We start from the raw sequence: 26,303 nt of genomic DNA, 5'->3' as shown, positions 1-26,303 counted from the left end.
TGCCGCGTTCGGTTTGCGCCCGCATTGATGCTATGTGGCCCAAGTCACGCGCAATTGCCCAATGAGGCACGCCTCACCGATTCGGCAAGGTGGCCACACCGAATTTGTCAAGCATCAGTCTCACTGATTCTTGCGCTCGAGAACGCTGCAACGAGAAGCAACACTATGCCCGTGGCTGCTGTGATCGCACCCACCCCCACCGTTGCGTCCGATATGCGCGATGACGTGAGCGGCCACTCACTGACGTACACCAGAGCTGCCACGGCAGATCCGATCAGCAGTACTACGCCCTGTGTCGGCCGCGCAGACGCAGCGATCACCGCGGCGATCACGACGGCGACGCCGACGAGCAGTTGTCCCCAGACGTCAATTCCCCACGGCCACTCCAGAACTGACGCCGCCCTGTACGCGTCGCCTTGATAGAGCGGAAGCGCCGTTCCGATCAGGACCGCGACGCCGCCGATCCCACCGACCAGAAGTACCAGCCCTCTCGAACCGCCGCCTACCGACGTGTCGACGTCCTCACGTTCGGCGCTTCCTGCCAACCAGACGAGCAGTCCCGTCGCCGCAGCGAGGAGTGCTGCCCCGCAGAGGACGAAGGCTCCGGCTCCCAACCCGACGCCCGGTACGTCCGTCGCGATGACTGCCGACTGCATGACCGCGGCGACTCCCATCACGACCGTTGTCCACAACACTCCGACGGCCGGACGCACTACGGCGGCGCGGCCCGGAACGAAGAGACCCAGTGCGGCGAGCAGCAGTACGGCAGCGGCGAGCAGGACAACTCGAGACGAAAGAATCGACGGTTCCGGGATGCCCGCCGGCAACGACAGGACCGGAAGGGCCGCGCCCAGGGTCGCCAGTACTGCCGTGACAACCGCGCCGGTTCCGGCAACGCGGTGAAGTCTGTTCACCCGCGCTTGCGCTGCCCGGGACTGAGCCACCATGGCTGCTTTGAGTGCCCCCTTCGTCGTCTTCGCAGGAGCGCGGACCTCACTGGCGGCGGGAATCGCGTCAGCTTCGCGGCTGGACGCCAGATAGTGCGCTGAAACTCCGATGACGACGATGACCACCGCTGCCAGCGCCCCGACGACGGAACCCGATCCGACCCCGATCCGATCACCGGCTGCGAACCCGGCCACCACCCTGGTGCCGCTGACTGCCAGCGCGCCGAGACCGACACCGATCAGCGCGCCGCAGCCAACCGGCAGCGAGATGGACGTCAATGCCGCCGCGACCGCCACGAGTACCGCGACGCCGACCAATCCCGTACCGACAGCGGTGGCCGCCGCCGAGTCGACGAGTGGTTTCACCAGGAAGATCGGATCCTGCGAACTGAAGGAAGGACCGAACAGGGAGAGCACGAACACCACCGCGGCCAGAATCAGCAGCGCTGTCGGCCACCCACCGATCCGCCCGCCAACCGATCGCCCGTCGAATTCTGCGGCGCGTGCACTGCCGTATCCGTCTCGTTCAGATTCACGATGGACGACCATGAGCCCGAGGACGCCGGACACGACAAGGAGGCCGTGGCCGACGAGTGCGAGGTAGGCACCCGGACCTGCATCGATCGAACCCGCAGATATCGGACGGAAAAGGTCCAAGCGGTTTGCATCGATTGCGTCGACGAACAACTGGACGTCCAGAATTGCGGCCCCGAGCGACACCGCGCCGATACCTGCCAGGAGTCCACCGGCAAAAGCGGGTCTGCGACTCGAAGCAAGCACTGCAACCAGCGGCACGATGATCACGCAGACAGCGGCGAAGAGAGCTGCAGAAGCAAGAGCCCCCGTCGTATCGATCCCGCGGCCACTCCCGACTCCGACGACGGGACCGGCCGCCACTGCGAGGGCTCCGAGCAATCCGGTTGCCGCCGCGAGGGGCGCCCCCGACTTCACTCGGGGATCGTCGAAACGCGCCTGCGACGTAGTTCCAGGTGTTGTGGACACTCGATCGACGGTAGTGCCTGTGTGGACCGGTGATCCCGTTGTGACACGCTTGATCACGAAACGAGATGATTCGTCCGTTTTGCCCGAATCGACATATTCCCAGGTCAACCTGTGAGGCACGTCACATAATCGGACAGGTTTCCGCTACGGCTTGCGCCCATCGCAATCATTTCGTTACCGTCAGTCGGTCTAAGTCACGGGCTGATCACGAACTCGAGGAGAGAACCGGCATATGCATCACCGCAGCCAGTTCACCGCTAGTAGGTTCTCGAACCCAGCAGATGACGAGGTCACGACCACTTATCCAACGCACTCGGCCAGGCGTTACACCGAGACTAAAAGTTCTGAGATCTCTACCGATATGTTCATTCGAAATTCATCCTCCACGTCGTCAGAATCCGACTCTCACGAGTTCGTCGAGTCCGACGTGATCAGCGCTCCGACTTACTCCTCCTCCGCACCGACAGTCGATGTCGAATCTCCGGTTCGCCGCAGCGGTGCCCACCGACTCCCCACCCCTCCTTCCGCCCTCAAGGGCCGCGCCGCCGTTCTGGCCGTTGCAGCCGGCGCAGTTGTCGCTGCGGGCCAGGCAGTCATCAACGACGGTTCCCCTTCCTCCGCCGACCACTCGGAAGTTGCACTCGCCAACGAGTCCTCCGCGATCGGCACCACCGCAGAACCGCAGGCCGCTCAGTTCGCTCCGGCCACCTCCACGGCAGCCACCACCGAGGCCGACGCTCCCCAGGTCCTCAACGTTGCAGCGCCGACCGATCTCTCCCAGTTCAGCAATCTGCTTGCCAAGGGCCAGCGTTTCAGTGACGAGCGCGCCGCACGCGAAGCCGCTGCCCGTCGCCCGCTGTTCGTTCTGCCCGCAGTCGGAACCTTCACGTCCAACTTCGGCACCCGCTGGGGCACCCTGCACGCGGGCGTCGACATCGCTGCCCCGATCGGGACTCCCATCGTCGCCGTCGCCGACGGCAAGGTCATCGATTCGGGCCCGGCTTCCGGATTCGGCATGTGGGTCCGCCTGCAGCATGCGGACGGAACGATCACCGTCTACGGCCACATCGACACCTCGACCGTCACCGTCGGTCAGCAGGTCATGGCCGGCGACCAGATCGCCACCGTCGGCAACCGCGGCTTCTCCACCGGCCCGCACCTTCACTTCGAGGTTCACCTCGCCGGCGAGAACAAGATCGACCCCCTCCCCTGGCTCGCCTCGCGCGGCATCAGCCTCGGTATCGAGCAGGACTGATCGCAAGCCCGACACTTCTGAAAAAACTTCCGGCCCGCACCTGAAAAGGTGCGGGCCGGAAGTTTTTGTCTGCCTTCTACAGCTTGACCATCGGCACACCACCGATGAGCATCAACCGCACCTTGCCCGCGCTACCGAAGTCGATGGTGACCGTCGCGGTGGGTCCGGTGCCCTTGGTTTCGAGAACGGTCCCCAGACCGTACTTGTCGTGACTGACGCGATCACCCGTGGTGAGGACCAGAACGTTGTTGCGGCCACGCGCGGCTCCGAAACTGGGAGTCGACGCAGCCTTGCCTGCCCCACCCCCATAGCCCTGTCCGCCGCCATAACCCTGGCCGCCCTGGCTGCCGTACCGGCTTCCGCTGCCGTAACCTGGCCTACCACTTCCGAATCCACCACCGGTACCCGGATCCTCGCGGCGCCAGTTGATCAGGTCCTCCGGGATCTCCTGGATGAACCGTGACGCCGGGTTCTGGATCGGTTGCCCCCATGCCGAACGCATGATCGCGCGCGTCAGGTACAGGCGCTGCCTGGCTCGGGTGATGCCGACGTAGGCGAGTCGACGCTCTTCGGACAGCTCTGCAGGATCGCCGAGGGCACGCATGTGCGGGAACTGTCCGTCCTCCCAGCCGGTGACGAAGACGACCGGGAACTCGAGGCCCTTGGCGGTGTGAAGCGTCATCATGGTCACGACGCCGTCGTCGGAGTCCGGTAGTTGATCGGCGTCGGCGACAAGCGATACGCGTTCGAGGAACGCGGCGAGCGAACCCGGATCGGGTTCACCTTCGCGCATGGCTGCCGTTTCCTCGTCGTCCGGATCTATCAGCCCCGCTGCGTTTCGTGCGTCGGAACTGAATTCTCTTGCCACGCTGACGAGTTCGTTCAAGTTGTCGAGCCGAGCGCCGTCCTGCGGATCGCTGCTCGCAGCGAGTTCGGCGCGATAGCCGGTTCGCTCGAGCACCGCCTCGGCGACCTCACCGATGTCACCGAGTTCGAAGGGTTCGTCCTCGTCGGCCGCTGCTGTCGGCAGCAGGGCCCGCAGTCCGTCCATCATCTCGAGGAACGACGCGATGGCCTTCTGTGAACGCGTATTGAGCAGCGCCACTTTGCCTTCCGCGCCGTCGCGCAGTGCGGCGGCGAAGCTGATGTTGCGGTGCTCGGAGTGCACGGCGACGCAGGCTTCGGCTCGATCACCGATACCGCGTCGTGGTGTGTTGAGAATGCGTCGCAGGCTCACGGTGTCGTCTTCGTTGGCGAGGACTCGCAGGTACGCGACGATGTCCCGAACTTCCTTGCGCTCGTAGAAGCGAACGCCGCCGACCACCTTGTACGGCACACCGAGTCGGATGAAGATTTCCTCGAGCGCACGTGAGGAGTTGTTGGTCCGGTAGAAGACAGCGATGTCGGCGAATTTGGTCTCGCCCTGGTCCACCAGGCGATCGATCTCCGAGGCGACGAACGATGCTTCGTCGTGCTCGTTGTCTGCAACGTAACCGACGATCAGTTCGCCCTCACCGGAATCGGTCCACAGGCGCTTTTCTCGTCGTCCGGTGTTCTTGGAGATCACGGAGTTGGCCGCCGAGAGGATGTTCTGCGTCGAACGGTAGTTCTGTTCGAGCAGGATGGTTCGGGCGTCCGGGTAGTCGCGTTCGAACTCTTCGATGTTGCGGATGGTGGCTCCGCGGAATGCGTAGATCGACTGATCGGCGTCACCGACGACACACAGCTCTGCCGGGGCAACCGCGTGGTCGGACTCGCCGGCACCGCCGACCAGTTCACGCACCAGCATGTACTGCGCGTGGTTGGTGTCCTGGTACTCGTCGACGAGCACGTGACGGAAGCGGCGACGGTAGTACTCGGCGATCTGCGGAAACGCCTGCAAGAGCGCAACGGTCTCGCCGATGAGGTCGTCGAAGTCGAGTGCGTTCGCAGCACGCAGTCGCTGTTGGTAGTGGCCGTAGACCTTGGCGATCAGTCGCGGCAGTTCCGCCGGATCCTGATCGGCCGCGACAACCGCTTCTTCCGGTCCGACGAGTTCGTTCTTGAGGTTGGAGATGTGCGTGGCGAGAAGCCGCGCGGAGAATCGTTTGGTGTCGAGCTCGAGGTCCTTCGAGATCATCGTCAGCAGTCGACGCGAGTCGTCGGAATCGTAGATCGAGAAATTCGAGTTGAGACCGGGCAGGAGCGCCGCCTGTGCCCGCAGGATGCGAACACAACTCGAGTGGAACGTCGATACCCACATGGCGTTTGCGCGCGGTCCGACAAGCGCGGCCACACGCTCACGCATCTCGGCTGCAGCCTTGTTGGTGAAGGTGATGGCCAGGATCTGGCCGGGAGTGACGCCCCGTTCGGCCAGCAGATAGGCGATGCGACGCGTCAGCACTGCCGTCTTGCCCGAGCCGGCACCCGCGACGATCAGCAACGGCGAACCGGTATGGACCACAGCCTCGCGTTGCTGCGGGTTGAGTCCCTCGAGGAGGGCGTCCGAACCCGCGTCGTGTCCCCGCGCGCCGCCCCCGTCGTGATGGGAATGTCCGTCGTGCTCACCGAGTGCTGGGTACGTGTTCATCGCCTGTCCACGCTACCGGCGTCCACCGACACGGTCGTCAGTGCGTCCACCTGCTGGTAGAGGCACTTGGATTCCTTGTGTCGAACATGGCAAACTGGACGCTATGTTCAGCATTTCCGTTCGCGACAACGCGGCCGACCCCGTCGGTCCGCTGTGGCGTTACTTTACGTGCCCCGGACCTCGGTGCACGTGATCTGAACAGCTCACCCGCCCCTGGTCCGAATCGGATCCGGGGCATTTTCGTCAGTGTGCCTGGATCGGTAACGACCCGAGCCGAGACCACGATCCACGCAGTAGGAAGAGGAGACGAATAGCAATGAGCACCCAGGCTGCAGCACCCAATGGAAATACTGTAAATACTGTAAATACTGCTCCGACGGACGTCGAGATCCCCCAGAGTGAGGCGGAGATCGACGAACTACGGAAAGAAATCGACCGTCTCGACGCCGAGATCCTCGCGGCCATCAAACGCCGCTCCGAGGTCTCCCAGATCATCGGCCGCACCCGGATGGCATCCGGTGGTCCGCGTCTGGTGCACAGCCGGGAGATGAAGGTCCTCGAACGGTTCAACGAGCTCGGCCAGGAAGGCCATACCCTCGCGATGCTGCTCCTGCGTCTGGGCCGAGGACGCCTGGGCCACTAGCGCACACGCCGATCATTCGCGAACGGCCACATCGGATGCCTCTGGCAGTCCCGATGTGGCCGTTCGCGTGTGTATCAGCTCTCGAGCGCGATGTACTTCGTGTCGAGGTACTCCTCGATCCCCTCGGTCCCGCCCTCGCGGCCGAATCCGGATTCCTTCACACCACCGAACGGCGCTGCCGCGTCCGAGATCACTCCGCGGTTGACGCCGATCATTCCTGATTCCAGAGCGTCGGAAACGCGAAGTGCACGGTCGAGATCCTTCGTGAAGATGTATGCGGCCAATCCGAATTCGGTGTCGTTGGCGGCCGCGATTCCCTCGTCTTCGGTGTCGAAACCGGTGATTGCGGCGACGGGCCCGAACACTTCTTCCTTCAGAATCCGTGCGCTCGCCGGAACGTCGGCCAGCACCGTGGCGGGATAGAAGTACCCTTCACCACCTGGCGCTTCGCCGCCCAGTCGCACCTTTGCCCCGGCGTCCACCGCGTCTGCGACCAGCTCTGCGACGGTGTCGAGCTGATCCTGGTTGATCAACGGCCCGAGCTTGGTCTCCGGGTCAGTCCCCGGTCCCATCGTGAATGCCGCCATCTTCTCGGTCAGTTTGGTCGTGAACTCTTCACGCACCGCGTTGGCGACGTGGAAGCGGTTGGCGGCAGTGCAGGCTTCGCCCCCGTTGCGGAGCTTGGCCAGGACCGCGCCTTCGACGGCCTTGTCGACGTCCGCGTCGTCGAACACGACGAAGGGCGCGTTGCCACCCAGTTCCATCGACGTGCGGAGCAAGCGCTTCGCGGACTTCTCCACGAGCATCTTGCCGACGCCGGTGGACCCGGTGAAGGTGAGCTTGCGCAGTCGCGGGTCGTCGATGAGCGGGCCGGTCACTTCACCGGATTTCGACGTCGGCAACACCGAGAGGACACCGTCCGGCAGCCCTGCCTCGGCCATGAGCTGGGCGAGCAGCAGCATCGTCAACGGGGTCTCCGAGGCGGGCTTGACGATGATCGTGCATCCGGCAGCCAAGGCCGGTCCGATCTTCCGGGTGCCCATCGCCAACGGGAAGTTCCAGGGCGTGATGGCCAGACACGGTCCCACCGGCGCCTTCGTGACGAGGATCCGTCCGTTGCCCGCCGGCGCCGGTGTGTAGCGCCCGCCGATGCGAACGGCCTCCTCGCTGAACCACCGGAAGAACTCCGCCCCGTACTTCACCTCGGCGCGGCTTTCGGCGAGCGCCTTACCCATTTCGAGGGTCATCAGCAGCGCCACGTCCTCGGCGCGCTCGGTGATCTTCTCGAAGACGGCTCGCAGGATTTCCCCACGCTCGCGCGCAGGTGTGCTCGCCCACTTCGGCGAGACCGCCACTGCTTCGTCGAGGGCGCGCAGCGCGTCCGCTGGGCTCGCATCGGCGACATCGGTCAACGGTTTCCCGGTCGCCGGATCCGACACCGGAAAGGTCGCGTTGTTCTCCGCGGGCACGAACCGGCCGCCGACGAACAACTGGGTGGGAACTGATCGAATGAATTCGAATGTGTCCATAAGTTCCATGATGCTCGCCGCAGGCGCGTACGTCTGCGGGTGAGTAAGACTCGCGAGGAAGTTTCCAGCCCGTGCCACTAAAGTCGATGATCGTGAGCACTGATATCACCGGAACCTCAGCCTGGCAGAAACTGCGCGCTCATTACGCCGACATCGAAGGCGTTCACCTGCGAGAACTCTTCCAGGACGATCCAGCCCGAGGGCGAGAGCTGACGATCGACGCCGGTGATCTTCACATCGACTACAGCAAGCATCGTGTCAGCCGCGAGACTCTCACGCTGCTCGTAGACCTTGCCCGCGAGGCCGGCGTCGAAGCACGACGCGACGCGATGTTCGCGGGTGATCACATCAACACCTCTGAAGACCGCGCCGTGCTGCACACAGCGCTGCGTCTGCCGAAGGATTCTGCTCTGACCGTCGACGGTCAGGACGTCGTCGCGGACGTTCACGAGGTTCTGGACGCGATGGGCGCGTTCGCGGATCGCGTGCGCAGTGGCGAGTGGACCGGCGCCACCGGCAAGCGCATCCGCACCATCGTCAACATCGGTATCGGCGGTTCCGACCTCGGGCCCGTGATGGTCTATCGCGCGCTACGGCATTACGCCGACGCCGGAATCAGCGTCCGGTTCGTCTCCAACATCGACCCTGTCGATCTGGTCGGGCAGCTCGACGACCTCGATCCGGAGACGACGCTCTTCATCGTCGCGTCCAAGACCTTCTCCACCCTCGAGACGCTCACCAACGCGACTGCGGCAAAGCGTTGGCTGTTCGCCGGCTTGGGCAGCGAAGACGTCTCCGCCGTAGCCAAGCATTTCGTCGCAGTCTCCACCCACGGTGACCGCGTGGCGGAGTTCGGCATCGACACCGCGAACATGTTCGGTTTCTGGGATTGGGTCGGCGGGCGCTACTCGGTCGACTCGGCGATCGGCTTGTCGGTCATGTGCGCCGTCGGACCCGTCCGTTTTGCGGAGTTCCTCGACGGTTTCCACCAGATCGACACGCATTTCCGAAACCAACCGCTCGAGCAGAACGCGCCGGTACTCCTCGGTCTCATCGGGCTCTGGTACTCCAACTTCTTCGGAGCTCAGTCCCGCGCAGTTCTGCCGTACTCCAACGATTTGTTGCGCTTTCCCGCGTACCTGCAGCAGCTGACCATGGAATCCAACGGCAAGTCGGTGCGCGCCGACGGCTCACCGGTAACCACGTCCACCGGTGAGATCTTCTGGGGCGAGCCTGGAACCAACGGGCAGCACGCGTTCTATCAACTCCTGCATCAGGGCACCTGGCTCGTGCCTGCCGATTTCATCGGGTTCGCGGAATCCACCGACGATCTGCCGACGGCGGACGGCACGGGATCCATGCACGATCTGCTCATGAGTAACTTCTTCGCTCAGACCAAGGTTCTCGCGTTCGGCAAGACGGCCGAAGAGATCGCGTCGGAGGGCACGGCACCAGAGTTGGTGCCGCACAAGGTGATGCCAGGCAACCGGCCTTCGAGCACCATCTTGGCGAAGGAATTGACACCCTCGGTGGTCGGTCAGTTGATCGCCCTCTACGAGCACCAGGTATTTGTCGAAGGTGCCGTATGGGGTGTCAATCCGTTCGATCAGTGGGGCGTCGAACTCGGCAAGACACAAGCGCTGGAACTTGGGCCTGCACTGTCCTCCGAAAAGGCACCCGGAGACCTCGGCGACACATCTACCGATGCTCTGGTGCAGTGGTACCGCAAGGAGCGCGGACGCGCCTGACTTCACGCGGCGGCTGGGCCGAACCAACTCTCCGTTGTGTACACACGTCCGGATCGGTCGACGAGCCGAGCGCGAAGTTCTTGCTGTTCAACCCATTTGATGGCGCTGATGCCTCGGATCAACACTGCTTCGCTCGCGGCATACGCCCACACAGCATCGTCCGCGATCACCGAGACCTGCGCCCACTCCGTGGAGGGCCGCTCTTGGTTGGGTTCCCAGGAGGGCAGCTCTACCGCCCGCGCCGTCGCCATCGCGGTTCCGTTGATCAGCTCGACTTCTTCGCTGCCCGGCACCGGAATCTGCCAGCCACCGGCGGGCGCATGGCCGGCAGTGGCGATCACGTCGCCGATCCGGACGGCGACGCCACATTGCAGTTCGGCAGCGACGATCTGCGCGGCGCGATCGACGGTGTCCGCCTTGGCAACTCCGGTGATGTCGAACGACGCACCCCACGGCGCGTACACCACGTCACCGTCGAGTTGGACGTCCTCGAACGTCGGGGTCGGGTGCACCGGAGGGATGGATTCGTCCTCGGAGTAGTTGTCGGCAAGCGGATTGACTGCACCGCCGGTCATGCGAGCCGCCCACAGCGCGGAGCGCAGCAGAGCCGACATACGTCGTGTCACTTTGACCGGAGTTCCCTGAGCGAGATTGACGGCGTGGATCTCGGCGTCGCCCCGGCGAAGGTCGCACACTGTCTCGGTCTCGTCGATGGCAGCTGCGATCAACGCGTGCGCAGTGGGCAGCGCAGCACCCTCGGTGACATCCACCTCTACGGCGGAATCCCACATCGCCCACTTCTCCACACTGACCATGCCAGTCCTGCCCTTCAAACACCGCGATGTAACCAGTATGCGCCGGTCAGCAAGCCCCGTGCCATAAGCCGCTGATCAGAGTCGAGGCAAGCGTGGTGCACGGTGTGCAGCGCTTCGGCAGCCGAGACAGGAACGGGACAGCGACGAATCGGAAGACCTGTGCGACAGAATTGCCGCGCGTCACTCTCACCCGCTGTTCCGCCCTGACTGGCGTCTCGCTGCAACGCACGCCGACCACTACAGACGCAACAGGCAATTCCGACTCGAAAGATGCAGAGGCGATCCTCGACATGTCCTTATGGGGTGCTGCGTCACGAGACCCGTGCGTCGTCGCCGAAGGCTGCCGAAAAATGTCCGGGCACATGCCGACGGCGCCGACAGCACCGTATGAAATAGTGGCGAGCGACGAGATGTATTGCGCTCCAACATCGGTGACATACCGATCGGCCGCTTTTCGGAAAGCAACGACTTCGATCGGAGCCACTGGGAACATCTGACCGACAGGTCGACTCGGCCGACCGCCCACTCGCGAATGACAAAAAGTGTGCGCCCGTTACTGCTCGCGGGCGTCGACTCGACCACCAAGCGAGGACGGCGCGCCAACTTCCGCGAAATGCAGCGACCGTCGCCTGCCGGCGGTTCGCGCACGTTACAGGCAGGGCCGACATGCATCGACCCTCATGGATAGGACCGGCCGAAAGAACCTGCAGCGCAACCGCGTAACCACCGCCATTTTGCTTATACGCCACCCCCACACCGCTTGGCAAAACGAACGGTCAGTACGCGGTGTAAATCACATACTTTGCAAAGTCTTTGGAATGTTGCCGCACCAAATATCCGCAGGTGAAAGGACTTTCGACCGGAGTCCAGAATAACCGTGTCGTCTACTATGTGAAAACTGCGAAGTAGCTGTGACGCTGGGTCACGCTCGAGGGAGGAATTGTGACCGATTCATTCAAGGACCGATTGAACGCCTTGTACCCGGCCACAGCCCCTAGACTCACCAACGCGCAAGTTGTGGAAGCCCTTTCACAACGAGGATGCAAGATTTCGACACCGTACCTCTCGCAACTCCGCAGTGGTGTGCGCACAAATCCGTCCGAGCAAGTCGTTTTGGCATTGGCCGATTACTTCGGCGTTGCCGCCGAGTACTTCTTCGGTCCGACGCCTCGTCACGATCCCGAACTGATTCCGGAAGAAGACCGTTCGGTTGTCGAAGAGTTCCACGACAGCGAATTACGTTCTCTGGCCATAAAAGCGGTTGATCTCTCCCCCGAATCGCAAGATTTACTCTCGTCCATTGCGGAGAAACTTCGCTCGTCCGAAGGACTCCCGGCCGTCCCCCCGGATTGCAGCACGTACACTCCACCGTTCACGCGCGACTAGTCGTGGTGAAGGTCAGCGAGTCAACCGGCCCAATAGTGCCGAGGCGGTGACGATTCCGAGCAGCGCTGCCCCGATCAGCACGCCGAAGTCGACGGCGTAATTGGTCGGCATTCCGATGAGCAGACCCCGCAGCGCTGACACCTCGTAGCTGAGCGGGTTGATGCGGCTGAGCCACTGAACCCACGTCGGCATGAGTTCGACCGGGTACAGCGCGTTGGAGGCAAAGAACAGTGGCATCGTGATTGCCTGCCCGATGCCCATCAATCGATCTCGTTTCAGCACGATTCCCGCGATCGCGACCGACAAGCAGGCAAAAAACGCGGAGCCCAGCACAACGACGACCACGACCCCGAGCAGTTTGAGCGGGTTCCACGTCATACTCACACCCAGTATTGCCGCCACGATGACGACCACCACTGCTTGGGCGACAGCGCGGATACCGGCGGCGAATGCCTTACCCGTCACCAGTGCGGCGCGCGGCGTCGGCGTGACCATCAATTTGGTGAGTACTCCCGCATCACGCTCCCAGATGATCTGGATTCCGTAGAAGATTGCAACAAAAAGAGCGGACTGAGCAATGATGCCCGGTGCGAGAAAGTCGAGATAGGGAACGTCGCCGGTCGGGATCGCTCGGATATGACTGAACGTCTGACCGAAGATCACCAACCAGAGGATCGGCTGGATTGCGCGCGTAACCAATTCAGATCGGTCGTGCCGCAACTTCTGCACTTCCACGAGGCAAAATGTGTAAATTCTCGACAGCAATCGTGCAGGACCGTTGGTTGTGGGATCAGCCCAAGCGGCGCGCTGTGCGACGGGCAGTGCGGACATCGCGGAGACCTCCTGACTTGTCGCCGGTGAGATCGTCGCCGGTGTAATGGCGGAACACGTCTTCGAGAGTGAAATCCGGTCCTAGTTCGGAGGCCAACGCGCTCGGCTCGCCCACTGCGCGAAGTTCACCGTGATGCATCAACGCAACACGATCACACAACTCGTCGGCTTCTTCCATGTAATGCGTAGTGAGCAGCACGGTCATGCCGTACAGCTTCTGCATCTCTGCCACTCGCTGCCAGACGGATTCGCGGGCAATGGGATCCAACCCCACCGTCGGTTCGTCGAGCACCAGCAGCGACGGTCGGTTCACCAGAGCCTGCGCAAGTTCGAGCCGTCGCACCATACCGCCGGAGAAACTCGACGCGAGACGATCCGCCGAATCGAGTAGATCCACCATCTCGAGCGCCTGGTCGACGCGCTCGCGTCGTTCGGACCGCGGAACGTCGTACAGTCGCGCGAACCAGGTCACGTTCTCGCGTGCGGTCAATGCGCTTTCGATCGAGAGCTGTTGTGGCACGTACCCGAGATGACGCCGAATGGTCATCGCTTCGCTGCGAACGGATCGACCGAGAATTCGAATGTCACCATCCTGCAGTGGAAGCAGGGTGTTGAGCATCCTGATCGTCGTCGTCTTTCCTGCACCGTTGGGACCCAACAGGCCGAAGCATTCCCCCGCGTTGATGACCAGACTCAAGTTGTCCACCGCGCGATGATCGCCGAAATTGTATGTTACCGAGTCGATCTCGACCGCGGGCGCGCCTGGGTCAGGCACGTGCGCCGCTCGGCTCTTCCGCCACTGTGTCAGCATCTCACTGCCCCTCGCCTTCTGATCCGGCTGCCGCCAGAGCGCTCGCCAATCGAGACAGGGCCGGTAGCGCAGCCTCGATACTCGTCCTGTCTGCTGCGGTCAGACTCGACAATGCCTGACCGACAATCACACTCCGTCGATCACGCCACACTTCGACGCGGGCGCGCGCCTCGTCCGAGAGCACCAAACGCGCGACGCGTCGATCGGCCTCGTCGGCGACGCGTTCGATCACTCCCTCGTCGACCAGCTGACGAACCAAGGTGGACACCGTATTTGCCGCGACACCCAACCGCCCGGCAGCCTCGGCCACGGACAGGCCCGGGTTGCGTCGCAGCAACCTGACGAGTTCGATCTGGGCGCCGGCGAGCGGTCGTTCCGCAAACGGACGCCCCGACGCCTTCCTGGTTCCCCGACGCAATTGCCCGAGCGTCTCCAGGACGTCATCGGCAAGATCTGCTCCGCTTTCATCCACAACCTCACAATAGCTCTGTAACAGAGCTATTGTCGAGAGGTCGGCTTACGCGGTGTAAGAACTCATGTCGTAGACCGTGTAATCGTCCACGAAAGTCGGGGTGAAGTGGGCGTGCACCCACGTGGTGATGTCGGAGTGACCACCTCCCGCTCGCGCATTTCCGCCGACCTTTCCGCCGCCTCGATCACCACCCTCTTCCGGAGCCTGAGACTGAGACTGTGTCTGCGTGGGCTCGACAAAGTACGTGACACGGTGGTTCGTCACATCCGAGACGAACTCGGCCAGGGTGGGCGCCGGGTCGTTACTGAAACCACCGATCGCCATCACCGCAGTGTTGCTTCCCAGTTCCAAAGTTGCTGCTGCCGAGGACCTGTCAATTGCCGCTGACCATCTCGTGGTTGTCGTCCGAAGCATCGAATCCAGTGCGGAACTGTCAGCGCCACCCCCGAATCCACTACCACCGAATCCGCTGCCGCCGATTCCACTAGCACCGACGGACTGACCGTCCCGAGAACTGTTCTGCGCCTTCGGCCCTACCGCAGGGCTCCCACCGGTGTGTGGCTGTTCGAACGTCGCCACCGCGTATGCCGTGCCACCACCGAGACCGCCGATCAGTGCGCAGGCGATCAACAACGGCGTGAGAATCCGCCGCTGCGAACCAGAAGTGACGACGAGCCCCACCGAGCCGATGAGGACAGCAGCCAGCAGCACCCACCGAAGCTCGGGCAGCCAGTTCGAATTGCGTTGAAGAAGAACACATCCCCAGACTCCGGCCGTCAGGGCGATCGCTGCCAAGCCGATTCGTCCGAACAGACGCTCGCGGATCGACCACATCTCGGCAACACCGATGCCGACCAGAGCAGCGATGGCGGGTGCGATCGCCAAAGTGTAATACGCATGGATAGTGCCACTCATGAAGCTGAACACCAATGCATCGACAACCAACCACACACCGAAAATCAACGCGCCACCACGGATCACATCTGTTCGTGGCCGTCGCCCCCGACTTACGAGAATCACGAAGAATGCCATCAGCGCAGAAGGCAGCAACCACGAAATCTCGTATCCGAACTCACCGGTGAAGAGACGGCCGATACCCGGGGCGGCGTTGCCCATTCCCCCACCACGGCCACCGGATACAGCATCGAGCGCTTCCGGCGACGGACCGGACGCCCCACCTCGGGCCCCTCCGCCGCTCCGGCCGAGTATTCGCGCAAATCCGTTGTACCCCAGTACCAAATTCATGAAATTGTTGTCCGTCGAGCCTGCAAGATAGGGACGCGCGTCGGCGGGCCACAGCAGAGTCAAGATGACGAACCATCCGGAAGCGATCATCATCGACACCAGCGCGCCGACAAGGTGGAGTAACCTTTTCGGCAACGAGGTAGGTGCTACGACGAGATATGCAATCGCCAACGCCGGCATCACCATCAGTCCTTCGAGCATTTTCGCCAGGAACGCAAAGCCCAGTGCGACCCCAGCCAACGCCAGCCAACGTGGACTCGCTTTCTCCAACGCACGGACAGTGCAGTAGGCGGCCACAGTCATCAGCAGAACCATCACCGCATCGGGATTGTCGAACCTGAACATCAGCGCGGCAACCGGAGTCAACGCCAAGACCACTCCCGCCAGGAACCCTGCCCGCGCGCCCGACAATCGCGTGACGGCGCCGTAGATCAGCGCCACGGCGCCCACAGCCATCAGGGCCTCGGGAATCAACATGCTCGCGCTGCTGAAACCGAAGAGCTGCCCGGACAGTCCCATTACCCACTGTGAGACCGGAGGCTTGTCGACAGTGATGAAGTTGGACGTGTCCAGCGAGCCGAACAGCAAGGCCTTCCAATTCTGGGAGCCGGCTTGCGCCGCAGCCGCGTAGAACGCGTTGGCGTTGCCATTGATCGAGATGTTCCAGATATAGACGATCGCCGTGCCGACGAGAAGTACAGCCAGAGCGATACGTTGCCACAAATTCTCGACGTGGGAGCGCGGTCCTCCTGCTGTCTGAGGTGCGGAGAGCAATTGATCGCTGGTCTGGGTCACACCACACTGTCCGACCACAACCTGGCCGTCGGCTGGCACGGTCCTGGCAGTTTCCTGTCAGACACCCGACTTCCTGTCAGAACCCCGACTTCCAGTCAGGACTGTCCGCACCCGCATCGCGTTTTCAGCTCGTCCGCAACGGGTATCCCCGATTGCTTGTCCCGAGCACTCCCGCCCAGAACGGAGACGTCATGCGCAGACAGTGGTTGTTCGCGACGGTAGCGAGTACCGCCCTCGTCCTCACCGGGTGCTCGCCCGACGCCCTCGACTCCGGGGACAGCGCGGACAACGTCACCGCCATCTCGACGTCGCTGTCTCCACCTGCCGCTGCCGATGCTCCCTTGCTGAAGACCGCCGACTCCCCGCTCGGGAGGATCGCCGTCGACGGCGAGGGCATGACGGTCTACGTCTACAACCCGGACGAGGAGAACTCCCAAGCCGGCGCGTGTGACGAAGCGTGCCTGCGCTACTGGCCGGCGGTCACCTCGGTTTCCGATTCACCGATCGTCGAGGGCATTGACGCCGCAATCGGCACCGTCGACGGGCCGGAAGGATCGTTCCAGATCACCGTCAACGGCAAGCCCGTCTATCGGTACCTCGACGACAAGGTTCCCGGCGACATGCTCGGACAGAGCATCGGCAGCCTGTGGTGGATGATCGACGCCACCGGAAACCCCGTGTTCACAACGGAGTAGCCCTCAGTTGTACGGCTGCCGAGCGGTTTCCGGATCACCGTACGTGATTGCCCGTTCCCGACGAGTTTTCGACGCCAAGGTTGCACCCCAGTTCAGCACCGTGCTGGCGCGGTTGCGGAACCCGGCGAGAAACGCGATGTGGATGATTCCCCAGGACACCCATCCGATGAACCCGGACAACTGAACCGGCCCTGCCTGAAGCAACGCGTGGCGACGCGAAATGTACGCCGCAGTTCCAAGATCGCGGTACTTGAAAGGCTTTCGGTTGGGTGCGCCGTTTTCGACTGTGGCCGCGATCCTGGCCCCGGCGTGCCGCCCGCCCTGCATCGCAACCTCGGCCACCCCGGCAAGCTTGTCACGAGACATGAGGTCGCCGACCACGTAGACGTTCGGGTGACCGGGGACGGTCAGATCGGCTTCTACTTCGATGCGGCCACCGCCGACCTGCTTCACACCCAGTGCTGTGGCCAGGGCCTCGGCGAATGGCACTGCCTCGACGCCCGCAGTCCACAGAATCGTTCGAGTCTCGTACTGCTGCTTCTCTTTTGTCTTCTTGTCCGTCGTCTCGATGCTGGTCTCGCACACGTCGGTGACGTGCACACCGAGGTGAGTCTCGACGCCTATCCCGTCGAGAGTGCGTTTGGCTGCGGCCGAGAGCTTGCGACTGAACGAGGGCAACACACGATCGTCCCCGTGGAAAAGCAGCACCCGCGCCTCGTCCGGGTCGATGGACCGGAACTCGTTGGTCAGCGCGTGCATCGCCAATTCACGGATCTGCCCGGCTAATTCGACACCGGTCGGCCCGCCGCCCGCCACGGCGAAGGTCAGCCACGGTCGACGCTCCTCCGCCGTCGGGAGCGATTCGGCCATCTCGAACGCGGCAATGAGACTGCGTCTGATCGCCAGAGCGTCGTCGAGGGTTTTCATCCCCGGCGCCCATTGGATGAACTCGTCCTGACCGTGGTACGACTGCCGCATTCCGGCCGCCACGATCAGGTAGTCGTACGGCAATTCGAAGGTCGACCCGTCGAAGCGGCTGGCCGTCAGTATCCCGGCGTCCGCGTCCACCGACTTTGCCTCGCCCAGAACGACGTTCGTGTTCTTGTTGTCCTCGAGGAGATGTCGCAGCGGACTTGCGATCTGCCCTTCGGAGAGCAGACCTGTGGCGCACTGGTAGAGCAGCGGCTGGAAAACATGGCTGGTTCCCCGGTCGATCAGAACTACCTCGACGTCGGCCTTCTTGAGTCGTCTCGCCGCGTACAGGCCACCGAAGCCGCCACCGACGATCACTACCCGGGGCTTGCCGTTCGAGATATGGATGCTCATCAGACAAACCTCGCTGTCACGGAGTTGGGCAGGAATCGTAAGGCTGCATCTATCCCCTGCCACTTGAGGCCGGGCAACGCCGCCCGTGTGGTTTCCTTCTCGATGGCGTCGACCATCGCGCTGACGCCTTCGTCCAAACTGGCCATGAGCGCAGCGTCGTCGCCGGCGCCGGCGGACATGTCGGTCTTGATGAAGCCGGGCAGCAGCGTGGTGACCCGAATGGGTGTGCGCGACAACTCGATACTGAGCGCCTCCCCCAGAGCCGCTACCCCGGCCTTGCTCGCCGAGTAGGCCGCCTTCGGCCCGGGTAGTCCCCGATCCGCGCTGATCGAGGACACGAGAACCAGGTGTCCGGCGTCCTGTGCGCGGAAGATCTCGAGCGCAGCTTCACACTGCGAAAGCGCACCGACAAAGTTCGTCTGAGCTGTTGCGAGATTCGCGTGCGCTTTGCCGGTACCGATCTTCGCGCCCTTGCCGAGCCCGGCATTGACGATCACTCGGTCCAGACCGCCCAGCTCGTCGCGAAGCTCGCCGAAAACTCGGACGACGGAATCGTGTTCGGTCACATCGAGTTCGCGCACTGCGACGCTGATCGACGGGTACTGGGCCACCAACTCCTCGCGAAGTGCGTCGAGGCGATCCGTCCGCCGGGCACACAGCGCGAGATCGCGACCGGCTGCGGCAAATCTCCTGGCCATCTCCTCCCCGAGACCCGAACTGGCACCCGTGATCAAAATCTTCTGCCGCGTCATGGGTGCAACTGTAGCCACCATCGAGCTCTCGTACCCGGCAGTAACCGAGCGAACTCGGACCGATCCGGCATACCGTGGAGCAATGACCGACGAATTCGATGTCATCGTGATCGGCGGTGGGCCCGCCGGTGAGAACGCCGCCGCATACGCCATCGCCGGGAGTAATCGCACCGCCGCAATCGTGGAACACGAACTGGTCGGCGGTGAATGCTCGTATTGGGCCTGTATGCCCAGCAAGGCGTTACTGCGTCCAGGGCAGGTCCTCGAAGCGGCCGACGCGTTGCCCGGTATCCCGGCCGGACCGCTGGACGTCGAGGCCGTCCTGAAACGGCGCGACTCGTTCACCCACAACCACGACGATTCGTCCCAGGTCGACTGGGCCACGTCCGCGGGCATCACTGTGATCAAAGGCCACGGAGTCATCGACGGCGAGCGAGCAGTGACAGTCGACGGGACCCGTAAGCTCCGCGCCCGCCAGGCCGTCGTACTCGCTACGGGCACAACTGCCACCGTCCCGAAGACACCGGGATTGCGCGAGGCACTCCCGTGGACCTCGCGCGATGCGACCAACCTGCACGAGGTTCCGTCGCGAGTGGCGGTCATCGGCGGCGGAGTGGTCGCAACGGAGTGCGCAACGTGGTTGTCGTCGTTCGGCGCTCATGTGACGCTGCTCGTGAGGGGCGATGCTCTCTTGAAATCAGCAGAACCGTTTGCCGGAACGATGGTTGCCGAAGCACTCGGCGCCCGCGGTGTGGATGTTCGACTGAGCACTGACGTCAACTCGGTCTCACGCCCCGATGCCAAGGACACCGGCGAAGGCCACATCCACGGAGGACCCGTCAGCATCGAGACCTCTTCCGGCGTGATCGAGGTCGACGAGGTCATCGTCGCGGCGGGCCGCGGTCCGACCTCTGCCGATCTCGGCTTGTCCGCCATCGGCCTCGAGGACGGCAAGTACGTCACCACCGACGACCACCTCTGTGCCCAAGGTGAGTGGCTCTACGCAGTCGGCGACATCAACGGCCGTTCACCCCTGACCCACATGGGCAAGTATCAAGCGAGAGTGTGCGGAGACGTCATCGCAGCGCGAGCCGAGAGTCGGGGACTGCGCGGACCTCGATACACGGCGTCGTCAGACAACGGGCAGGTTCCCCAGGTGGTATTCACCTCACCCGAGATCGCCTGGGTGGGACGCACCGAGAAGAAAGCTCGCGACGACGGCTACGACGTCGAAGTCGTGGAGATCGAACTCGCCGTCGCGGGATCTTCACTGCTGCGTGATGACTACTCGGGACGCGCGAAGTTGGTGATCGACAAGGCCACCGACGTGATCCTCGGCGCTACCTTCGCCGGGCCCGAGGTATCCGAACTGGTGCATGCGGCGACAATCGCGGTGGTCGGCGCCGTACCACTGGAAACTCTGTGGCATGCGGTGCCCTCGTATCCGACGGTCAGTGAGGTCTGGCTTCGATTGCTGGAGGCTCGACGCTGACGCGATCCCGAAGTACGTATAGTCGCGACATGGCGTCCGACATACTTGTGACCACGGCCGACGGCATTCTGCGCGGCCGCCGGGTGGGAAAACTTCGTGCCTGGCGCGGAATTCCCTACGCCCGGCCGCCGGTCGGAACACTGCGTCTGACGCGACCCCAGCCGGTCACGCCGTGGTCCGGAGAACGCGACGCGACCAGATTCGGCGACGCGTCTGTCCAGCACAAGAAGGGGCTGCTGCTCGCGCCCGGGAAGTACCAGCCCAGCAGCGAAGACTGCCTGACGCTCAACGTGCTCGCTCCGGCGAACACCGGAAATACTCCGCGTCCCGTCATGGTTTTCATCCACGGCGGGGCCAACACCATCGGAACCTCCGCCACCGGCCTGTACTCCGGCGTGTCCCTCGTCGAACGCGGCGACGTCGTCTACGTCTCGATCAACTACCGGCTCGGCGCTCTGGGCTACCTCGATTTCACCCCGTTCTCCACATCCGAGCGCGTATTCGACTCCAACCTCGGACTGCGCGATCAGGTCGCGGCGCTGCAGTGGGTGCAACGCAACATCGCCGCCTTCGGTGGGGATCCCGACAAAGTCACGATTTTCGGTGAATCCGCCGGAGCCACTGCCGTCACCACCCTGATGGCCACTCCGGCCGCCAAGGGACTCTTCGCCGGGGCTATCGCCGAAAGTTCGGCTCCGGATCTGGTCTCGAGCACTCAGCGATCACACGCCTGGGGTGCGCGTTTCGTCGAGATCCTCAATTCCGGTCTACCGCCCGCGAAAGCCCTGACCTCGGCGACAGCCGTCGAATTGGGCCGAGCCGGAAGCCGACTGGGCGCCGAAGTACTCGCGAACACACCTGGACTACATCCCTTCGGACCGGTCGTCGACGGCGACTTCCTTCCGCGCTCCCCCTTGGACGCATTCAAAGAGGGATCGGCACACCAGGTTCCGATGATCATCGGAACCAACAGACGAGAGGGAACGCTGTTCCCGAAAGTGCTCGACGCACTCCCGACCAACCCGTCGCGCATCGACACCATGTTCGCCCTCACCGATCCCGAAGCCGGGAAACGCATCCTCGCAACCTATCCCGGTTATCCGGACGAGCAGTCCGCGATCGACGTCGGCGGCGACGTCACGTTCTGGCACCCGTCCGTGGAGTTGATGCAAGCGCACGCACAATCGGCGCCGACGTACGCCTACCGATTCGACTTCGCGCCGACGATGATGCGTTGGCTCGGCCTCGACGCCACCCACGGATTCGAGATGTTCGCAGTCTTCGGTATCGGTGACACGGTGATCGGGCGCGGCCTCACTCTTCCCGGTGGTCGACGCGGACTGCGCGCAGTCACCGAATCCGTTCAGGGACACTGGCTTCACTTCGCCGAGCACGGCTCGCCGCGCGGATCGTGGCCGCGCTACGACGCGCAGGAGCGTCGGACCATGATCTTCGACCAGATCGTGCGCGTCGAGAACGATCCCAGACGCGAACAACGCTTGGCCTGGGCGGGATACAGCGGTTACCGCAGCCACGGCACCGACATCCCTCTACCGTGACGAGCCCTCTCGAGATCACTCTCGATTCCGGAATCGTGCGCGGCCGCCTCGATCGAGGACTGCGCACCTGGCGGGCAATCCCCTACGCAGCGGCCCCGACCGGTCCTTGGAGATTTCGCGCACCACAGCCGGTCGAGGCTTGGAATGGTGTCCGCCCGGCGGAAGCATTCGGCTCTCCGTCTCCGCAGCGCAAGAGCAACTTCGACGAGAACTCTCTGTTCGTGAACGTCGTGGCCCCTCGGCTACCTTCTGATTCGCTGCGACCGGTCATGGTCTTCATTCACGGCGGCGCGTACAACGGTGGGAATCCGTCGACGCCCATGTACCGCGGAACGACCCTGGTCGAGCGAGGCGACATCGTCTACGTCTCTGTCCAGTATCGACTGGGCGCCTTGGGTTACCTCGATTTCAGCGAATACTCTACTGCTGAGCAACCATTCGAGGCGAATCTCGGATTGCGTGATCAGATCGCGGCACTGGCGTGGGTCCAACGCAACATCGCCGCTTTCGGTGGCGACCCGAACGCCGTCACCGTCTTCGGTGAATCGTCCGGCGCCAACGCGGTCACCACTCTGATGGCAACGCCGGCGGCACGAGGGCTGTTCGCCCGGGCCATCGCGCAAAGTCCGCCGGCCGCTTCCGCATACGGAAAAGAGCGAGCGCACCGCTGGGCACGCGAGTTCCTCGAGATCGCACATGCTCCGGAAACCGATCCGGCATCGTGGCTGCGCTCCGCTTCGGTGAAAGAACTGGTGGATACCGGCGAAGAACTTGCGCGCCGCGGCGCCGACGAAGAACCCGGAACGCGGGCATTTGCTCCCGTAGTGGGTGACGACGTCCTTCCCGAACACCCGCTCGACGTGTTCGCAGCGGGAAAAGCCCACCCCGTCCCGTTGCTGGTCGGTTCGAATCTCCATGAGGGGCGGATCTTTCCGCGCGTTCTCGACATCTTGCCTACCAACCCGGTTCGGATCGAGAAGATGTTCTCCCACACCACCCCTGAAGTGAAAGCACGTGCGCTCGCGGCGTATCCCACATATCCGCACCGGTTTGCTGCCGCAGATCTCGGCGGCGACATCACTTTCTGGGAACCGGCGATACTCTGTGCACAGGGTCATTGCCAGGTAGCTCCTACCTACAGTTACCGTTACGACTTTGCGCCGCGACTGCTCCGACTCATCGGCATGGGCGCTACCCACGCCACCGAATTGCTTGCGGTCTTCGGGCGTTCGGATGCACTCACCGCGGCCTTGACCGCAGTCGGAGGGCGCCACGGACTGACTGCGGTGACCTCCACCATGCAGCGCCACTGGATCCATTTCGCCCACCACGGAGTGCCGGACCGGGAATGGCCCGCCTACTCCGTACCGGAGCGGCAAACAATGGTTTTCGACGAGACGTCCCGAGTGGAGAAGGACCCGATGGGTGAGCGTCGACGGGCTTGGATCGGCTACGAGCACAGGCGCTGAAGCCCGATCAGAAGAACTGGCCTTTCACGAAACCTGCGAGTAGGACGGCGAATCCGCCGACCTCTCCGAGAATCAGCAGGAACATTCCGAGGTGCAGGGGCGGACCGGCGGACTCGAACTGGTTGTCGGTGTCTTTCATCGCACCGTGAGCGATGTAGCTGAATATCGCTGCAAGAAAGAAGAATACGACCACTGCTGCGCTGGTCAGGTTGATCCACGTCGGCCACGCACTGAGTTCGACGAACACCGCGATCAACAGCGTTGCAAACGAGTACATCAGTGCTGCGCGGTGTGCGATGTCGACATACGGATGGGCGAGGTGATTGTCCGAGGTAGCCATCTGTTGGTATTTCCAGATGCCCAGGCACAGGGAGAGCAGGAAGATCAGACCCGCCGCGAGCAGCGTGAGTGTCGTATCGGTCCCGAGCGTCATCTGCTCACCCCGCAGTGCGTTTCCAGCGAGTCACCGCTGGGTGATCCAGCCGAAGGCTTGTCGTAGACGACAACCAGCACCACCGCACGATCCGCCGACACCGACCGCATCCGGTGCGGCGTATTCGCGTCGAAGTACAAACTGTCGCCGGCGTCGAGGTGCATCGTCTGACCGGGGATTTCGAATTCCACAGATCCGGAGTGCACGAACACGAACTCCTCTCCCGTGTGGTCCATGAACTTGGGACCCATCACCGAGGACGGATGAACCACGAACGGCTGCATGGCCTTTCCGACCAGTGAGGGCGCGATCGGATCGTAGACGGAAGACTGCACGGAGGTGGCCGGGTCGATCACGCGGTCCTTCGCGCGCACGATCGTCATGGCATTTCCCTCCATACTGTCCGAGAACAGTTGCCCCACATCGGCATCGAGCACACGCGCAATCTTGAGTGCCACCGCGATCGACGGGGTACTGATACCCCGCTCGACCTTGGAGAGATAGCTCTTCGTCAGCCCGGTCTGCTCGGCCAGGCCCTCGAGCGTCAGACCGGCACGACGCCGATGTGTCCGCAGAAACGCTGCCATTCGATTCCCCTCACGAGACTTTGTGTCATCACCCTACCAACACATTGACCTGCGATGACCAGCACCATACGAACCCAGGGTTGCGCAATTCCGTCCTATATGACACTTTGTGTCCTGTAGGTGACTGAATGTCATCTACTCCTGGGTCCCGAGAAAGGCACACCCCATGACCGACACGATGCATGCGAGCAAGCAAGAACTCATGGCCACCGCCGAGACGAAGATGCTCACCGAAGTAACCACAGGTAGTTGGACCCTTCGACAGAAAATCGCGTTGACCTGCAGGGCGCTGTCGGAGGCCGGCCACGATTCCGGCCTTGCCGGCCAGATCTCCGCCCGCGGTGAGCAGCCCGGCACGTTTGTCACCCAGCGACTCGGCCTCGGGTTCGACGAGATCACCGAGGACAACCTCCTGCTTGTCAACGAGGATCTCGAGGTTCTGGACGGGGAGGGAATGCCGAACCCCGCCAACAGGTTCCACAGCTGGATCTACCGCGCCCGACCCGACGTCAACTGCATCGTCCACACGCACCCATTGCACGCGACGGCGTTGTCGATGCTCGAAATTCCCCTCGTCGTGTCCCAAATGGACATCGCACCCCTCTACGACGATTGTGCATTTCTTGCCGACTGGCCCGGAGTTCCTGTGGGAAACGAGGAGGGCGAGATCATTTCGGCTGCACTCGGCGACAAGCGGGCAATTCTGCTCGCCCACCACGGCCAACTCGTCGTCGGCAACACGGTCGAAGAGGCATGCTCCCTCGGACATCTGATCGAGCGGGCCGCGCGGCTGCAGTTGCTGGCGATGGCTGCCGGCGACATCAAGCCGCTACCGCCTCGCCTGGCGAAGGAGGCACACGATTGGACACTGACTCCTCGGCGCAGCGAGGCGAACTTCGCGTACTACGCCCGCCGCGCTCTCCGCAATCACCCAGACACGCTGACCAACTGAATTTCGTTTCTCACCAACAGAACAGAGAATCTCATGAGCAGCACCGTCAAGGGAATCGTCGCCTATCCCATCACCCCGTTCGACCGCGATACCGGAGCGTTCGATTCCAAGCCGCTACACACGCTCCTCGACAACATGATCGGCAGTGGTGTCGACGCGATAGCTCCGCTCGGCAGTACCGGCGAGAGCGCCTATCTCGACGACGCGGAATGGGAGACAGTCGCCCGGGAGACCCTCGACTACGTCGACCGCCGAGTCCCCACCGTCGTCGGCGTATCGGACCTGACGACGGCGGGAGCACTTCGCCGAGCATCGATCGCGGCGGACGCCGGCGCCGACGCAGTCATGATCCTTCCCACGTCGTACTGGCATCTGGGTGAGCCGGAGATTCGTGAACACGTCACTGCGGTAGCCGATTCCGTCGACATTCCCACGATGATCTACAACAATCCGGCCACCACCGGTATCGACATGTCGCCGGAGTTTCTCGTCGATCTCGTCTCCACCGTCGACGGCATCACGATGATCAAGGAATCCACCGGCGACATCACCCGGATGAACCGCATCAACGAACTGAGCGGTGGCACGATCCCCTTTTTCAACGGCAGCAATCCTCTTGCACTGCAATCTTTCTCTGCCGGTGCACGCGGATGGTGCACGGCAGCCCCGTGTCTGGCCCCAGGGCAGGTGGTGCACTTCTGGCGTCTACTCGAATCCGGTGATCGGTCGGGTGCCGCCGCTGTGTTCGAACAGATCGAGCCACTACTGAAGGTCCTCGTCAGTCGCGGACTGCCGTCGACGGTCAAAGCCGGGTTGGAATTTCTCGGCGTCGACGCCGGCCTTCCCCGCCGGCCCCTGCTGCCCCTCGACGACAACACCAGGACTGCTCTGTCCGATGCGTTGTCGGTGGCTCGCGGTGTAATCGTCGCGTCGTGACCTGACGTGGGAGTGGGTTCCGGCAAGATGGAATGCACACCGACCGAAGGAGTG

Annotated in this window: 22 protein-coding genes; 10 read left to right on the top strand and 12 right to left on the bottom strand. The window is 63.0% G+C overall.

Translation table 11 applies throughout. The annotated features are described in order from the left end of the window. Window positions 1–107: 107 nt before the first annotated feature. The gene (locus tag ACFWEM_RS08040) at window positions 108–1,949 is read right to left on the bottom strand and encodes a hypothetical protein (RefSeq protein WP_378532603.1); all 1,842 of its coding nucleotides are present in this window, start codon (window positions 1,947–1,949) and stop codon (window positions 108–110) included. A 232-nt stretch (window positions 1,950–2,181) separates the two neighbouring features. On the opposite strand from ACFWEM_RS08040, the gene ACFWEM_RS08035 reads away from it, so the two are divergent. Further along, window positions 2,182–3,204 carry a M23 family metallopeptidase gene (locus ACFWEM_RS08035; RefSeq protein WP_378532601.1) on the top strand — a complete coding sequence of 341 codons (1,023 nt, stop codon included), beginning with the start codon at window positions 2,182–2,184 and terminating at the stop codon, window positions 3,202–3,204. 76 nt (window positions 3,205–3,280) lie between these two features. Here ACFWEM_RS08035 and pcrA read toward each other — a convergent pair whose 3' ends face one another. Beyond that, the gene (gene pcrA, locus ACFWEM_RS08030; protein ID WP_378532599.1) at window positions 3,281–5,773 is read right to left on the bottom strand and encodes a DNA helicase PcrA; all 2,493 of its coding nucleotides are present in this window, start codon (window positions 5,771–5,773) and stop codon (window positions 3,281–3,283) included. 316 nt (window positions 5,774–6,089) lie between these two features. Between pcrA and ACFWEM_RS08025 the strand changes: the two genes are divergently transcribed. Continuing rightward, window positions 6,090–6,416 carry a chorismate mutase gene (locus ACFWEM_RS08025; RefSeq protein ID WP_019744757.1) on the top strand — a complete coding sequence of 109 codons (327 nt, stop codon included), beginning with the start codon at window positions 6,090–6,092 and terminating at the stop codon, window positions 6,414–6,416. Between the two features lie 74 nt (window positions 6,417–6,490). Here the strand turns inward: ACFWEM_RS08025 and ACFWEM_RS08020 are convergent, their stop codons facing one another. After that, window positions 6,491–7,945, bottom strand: a complete 1,455-nt coding sequence (locus ACFWEM_RS08020; protein ID WP_378532597.1) for an NAD-dependent succinate-semialdehyde dehydrogenase — start codon at window positions 7,943–7,945, stop codon at window positions 6,491–6,493. Window positions 7,946–8,037: 92 nt separating this feature from the next. Between ACFWEM_RS08020 and pgi the strand changes: the two genes are divergently transcribed. After that, window positions 8,038–9,693 carry a glucose-6-phosphate isomerase gene (pgi, locus tag ACFWEM_RS08015; RefSeq protein WP_378532595.1) on the top strand — a complete coding sequence of 552 codons (1,656 nt, stop codon included), beginning with the start codon at window positions 8,038–8,040 and terminating at the stop codon, window positions 9,691–9,693. A gap of 2 nt (window positions 9,694–9,695) precedes the next feature. Here the strand turns inward: pgi and ACFWEM_RS08010 are convergent, their stop codons facing one another. Then, the gene (locus tag ACFWEM_RS08010) at window positions 9,696–10,508 is read right to left on the bottom strand and encodes an FAD:protein FMN transferase (protein WP_378532593.1); all 813 of its coding nucleotides are present in this window, start codon (window positions 10,506–10,508) and stop codon (window positions 9,696–9,698) included. 942 nt (window positions 10,509–11,450) lie between these two features. Between ACFWEM_RS08010 and ACFWEM_RS08005 the strand changes: the two genes are divergently transcribed. Then, the gene (locus tag ACFWEM_RS08005) at window positions 11,451–11,894 is read left to right on the top strand and encodes a helix-turn-helix domain-containing protein (RefSeq protein WP_378446399.1); all 444 of its coding nucleotides are present in this window, start codon (window positions 11,451–11,453) and stop codon (window positions 11,892–11,894) included. Between the two features lie 12 nt (window positions 11,895–11,906). Here the strand turns inward: ACFWEM_RS08005 and ACFWEM_RS08000 are convergent, their stop codons facing one another. The 4 genes from ACFWEM_RS08000 to ACFWEM_RS07985 are packed head-to-tail and all read right to left on the bottom strand — an operon-like array spanning window position 11,907 to window position 16,048. Continuing rightward, window positions 11,907–12,725 carry an ABC transporter permease gene (locus ACFWEM_RS08000; RefSeq protein WP_378532590.1) on the bottom strand — a complete coding sequence of 273 codons (819 nt, stop codon included), beginning with the start codon at window positions 12,723–12,725 and terminating at the stop codon, window positions 11,907–11,909. Continuing rightward, entirely contained in the window at window positions 12,685–13,536 is an 852-nt protein-coding gene (locus ACFWEM_RS07995) for an ABC transporter ATP-binding protein (RefSeq protein WP_378532588.1), read from the bottom strand. Before ACFWEM_RS07995 ends, ACFWEM_RS08000 begins: the two co-directional genes overlap by 41 nt. Window position 13,537: 1 nt before the next feature. Continuing rightward, window positions 13,538–14,008, bottom strand: a complete 471-nt coding sequence (locus tag ACFWEM_RS07990) for a MarR family winged helix-turn-helix transcriptional regulator (RefSeq protein WP_378532586.1) — start codon at window positions 14,006–14,008, stop codon at window positions 13,538–13,540. 45 nt (window positions 14,009–14,053) lie between these two features. Continuing rightward, on the bottom strand, window positions 14,054–16,048 hold the full coding sequence (locus ACFWEM_RS07985) for an ArnT family glycosyltransferase (RefSeq protein WP_378532584.1): 1,995 nt from the start codon (window positions 16,046–16,048) through the stop codon (window positions 14,054–14,056). Window positions 16,049–16,239: 191 nt separating this feature from the next. On the opposite strand from ACFWEM_RS07985, the gene ACFWEM_RS07980 reads away from it, so the two are divergent. Continuing rightward, window positions 16,240–16,743, top strand: a complete 504-nt coding sequence (locus tag ACFWEM_RS07980; RefSeq protein ID WP_378532582.1) for a hypothetical protein — start codon at window positions 16,240–16,242, stop codon at window positions 16,741–16,743. A gap of 3 nt (window positions 16,744–16,746) precedes the next feature. Here ACFWEM_RS07980 and ACFWEM_RS07975 read toward each other — a convergent pair whose 3' ends face one another. Both ACFWEM_RS07975 and ACFWEM_RS07970 read right to left on the bottom strand, forming a co-directional pair. Next, the gene (locus tag ACFWEM_RS07975) at window positions 16,747–18,069 is read right to left on the bottom strand and encodes an NAD(P)/FAD-dependent oxidoreductase (protein WP_378532580.1); all 1,323 of its coding nucleotides are present in this window, start codon (window positions 18,067–18,069) and stop codon (window positions 16,747–16,749) included. Next, window positions 18,069–18,821, bottom strand: a complete 753-nt coding sequence (locus ACFWEM_RS07970) for an SDR family oxidoreductase (protein ID WP_378532578.1) — start codon at window positions 18,819–18,821, stop codon at window positions 18,069–18,071. The genes ACFWEM_RS07975 and ACFWEM_RS07970 overlap by 1 nt, the downstream gene beginning before the upstream one ends. 82 nt (window positions 18,822–18,903) lie before the next feature. On the opposite strand from ACFWEM_RS07970, the gene ACFWEM_RS07965 reads away from it, so the two are divergent. Genes ACFWEM_RS07965 through ACFWEM_RS07955 form a run of 3 tightly spaced genes read left to right on the top strand, consistent with a single transcriptional unit; the run spans window position 18,904 to window position 23,341 of the window. Continuing rightward, window positions 18,904–20,313 (top strand): dihydrolipoyl dehydrogenase family protein, encoded by a 1,410-nt coding sequence (locus ACFWEM_RS07965; RefSeq protein ID WP_378532783.1) that lies wholly within the window; start codon window positions 18,904–18,906, stop codon window positions 20,311–20,313. A gap of 29 nt (window positions 20,314–20,342) precedes the next feature. Beyond that, window positions 20,343–21,872, top strand: coding sequence for a carboxylesterase/lipase family protein (locus ACFWEM_RS07960; RefSeq protein WP_378532577.1), 1,530 nt, complete (start codon window positions 20,343–20,345; stop codon window positions 21,870–21,872). Next, window positions 21,869–23,341 (top strand): carboxylesterase/lipase family protein, encoded by a 1,473-nt coding sequence (locus tag ACFWEM_RS07955; protein WP_378532575.1) that lies wholly within the window; start codon window positions 21,869–21,871, stop codon window positions 23,339–23,341. Before ACFWEM_RS07960 ends, ACFWEM_RS07955 begins: the two co-directional genes overlap by 4 nt. 7 nt (window positions 23,342–23,348) lie before the next feature. On the opposite strand, the gene ACFWEM_RS07950 is transcribed toward ACFWEM_RS07955, so the two are convergent. Both ACFWEM_RS07950 and ACFWEM_RS07945 read right to left on the bottom strand, forming a co-directional pair. Next, on the bottom strand, window positions 23,349–23,774 hold the full coding sequence (locus ACFWEM_RS07950) for a hypothetical protein (protein ID WP_378532573.1): 426 nt from the start codon (window positions 23,772–23,774) through the stop codon (window positions 23,349–23,351). Further along, window positions 23,771–24,361, bottom strand: coding sequence for a helix-turn-helix domain-containing protein (locus ACFWEM_RS07945; RefSeq protein ID WP_378532571.1), 591 nt, complete (start codon window positions 24,359–24,361; stop codon window positions 23,771–23,773). The genes ACFWEM_RS07950 and ACFWEM_RS07945 overlap by 4 nt, the downstream gene beginning before the upstream one ends. A gap of 166 nt (window positions 24,362–24,527) precedes the next feature. Here ACFWEM_RS07945 and ACFWEM_RS07940 point away from each other — a divergent pair, with 166 nt between their 5' ends. Both ACFWEM_RS07940 and ACFWEM_RS07935 read left to right on the top strand, forming a co-directional pair. Next, window positions 24,528–25,313: an aldolase gene (locus ACFWEM_RS07940; RefSeq protein ID WP_378532569.1), complete on the top strand. Its 786-nt coding sequence runs from the start codon at window positions 24,528–24,530 to the stop codon at window positions 25,311–25,313. A gap of 33 nt (window positions 25,314–25,346) precedes the next feature. Then, on the top strand, window positions 25,347–26,249 hold the full coding sequence (locus ACFWEM_RS07935) for a dihydrodipicolinate synthase family protein (RefSeq protein ID WP_378532567.1): 903 nt from the start codon (window positions 25,347–25,349) through the stop codon (window positions 26,247–26,249). The last annotated feature ends 54 nt before the right edge of the window (window positions 26,250–26,303 follow it).

This window comes from Rhodococcus sp. NPDC060176 (genome assembly GCF_042728675.1).
Classification (GTDB): domain Bacteria; phylum Actinomycetota; class Actinomycetes; order Mycobacteriales; family Mycobacteriaceae; genus Rhodococcus_F.
This window is presented reverse-complemented; position numbering and strand designations above follow the sequence as displayed.

What these genes read in the sequence shown, in the direction of transcription:
- ACFWEM_RS07970 (WP_378532578.1), bottom strand. Translation starts at nt 18,821, where the DNA reads ATGACGCGGCAGAAGATTTTGATCACGGGTGCCAGTTCGGGTCTCGGG.
- pcrA (WP_378532599.1), bottom strand. Translation starts at nt 5,773, where the DNA reads ATGAACACGTACCCAGCACTCGGTGAGCACGACGGACATTCCCATCAC.
- ACFWEM_RS07975 (WP_378532580.1), bottom strand. Translation starts at nt 18,069, where the DNA reads ATGAGCATCCATATCTCGAACGGCAAGCCCCGGGTAGTGATCGTCGGT.
- ACFWEM_RS07960 (WP_378532577.1), top strand. Translation starts at nt 20,343, where the DNA reads ATGGCGTCCGACATACTTGTGACCACGGCCGACGGCATTCTGCGCGGC.
- ACFWEM_RS07935 (WP_378532567.1), top strand. Translation starts at nt 25,347, where the DNA reads ATGAGCAGCACCGTCAAGGGAATCGTCGCCTATCCCATCACCCCGTTC.
- ACFWEM_RS07965 (WP_378532783.1), top strand. Translation starts at nt 18,904, where the DNA reads ATGACCGACGAATTCGATGTCATCGTGATCGGCGGTGGGCCCGCCGGT.
- ACFWEM_RS08025 (WP_019744757.1), top strand. Translation starts at nt 6,090, where the DNA reads ATGAGCACCCAGGCTGCAGCACCCAATGGAAATACTGTAAATACTGTA.
- ACFWEM_RS07980 (WP_378532582.1), top strand. Translation starts at nt 16,240, where the DNA reads ATGCGCAGACAGTGGTTGTTCGCGACGGTAGCGAGTACCGCCCTCGTC.
- ACFWEM_RS08000 (WP_378532590.1), bottom strand. Translation starts at nt 12,725, where the DNA reads ATGTCCGCACTGCCCGTCGCACAGCGCGCCGCTTGGGCTGATCCCACA.
- ACFWEM_RS07950 (WP_378532573.1), bottom strand. Translation starts at nt 23,774, where the DNA reads ATGACGCTCGGGACCGATACGACACTCACGCTGCTCGCGGCGGGTCTG.
- ACFWEM_RS07945 (WP_378532571.1), bottom strand. Translation starts at nt 24,361, where the DNA reads ATGGCAGCGTTTCTGCGGACACATCGGCGTCGTGCCGGTCTGACGCTC.
- ACFWEM_RS08035 (WP_378532601.1), top strand. Translation starts at nt 2,182, where the DNA reads ATGCATCACCGCAGCCAGTTCACCGCTAGTAGGTTCTCGAACCCAGCA.
- ACFWEM_RS07995 (WP_378532588.1), bottom strand. Translation starts at nt 13,536, where the DNA reads ATGCTGACACAGTGGCGGAAGAGCCGAGCGGCGCACGTGCCTGACCCA.
- ACFWEM_RS07940 (WP_378532569.1), top strand. Translation starts at nt 24,528, where the DNA reads ATGACCGACACGATGCATGCGAGCAAGCAAGAACTCATGGCCACCGCC.
- ACFWEM_RS08010 (WP_378532593.1), bottom strand. Translation starts at nt 10,508, where the DNA reads ATGGTCAGTGTGGAGAAGTGGGCGATGTGGGATTCCGCCGTAGAGGTG.
- ACFWEM_RS08020 (WP_378532597.1), bottom strand. Translation starts at nt 7,945, where the DNA reads ATGGACACATTCGAATTCATTCGATCAGTTCCCACCCAGTTGTTCGTC.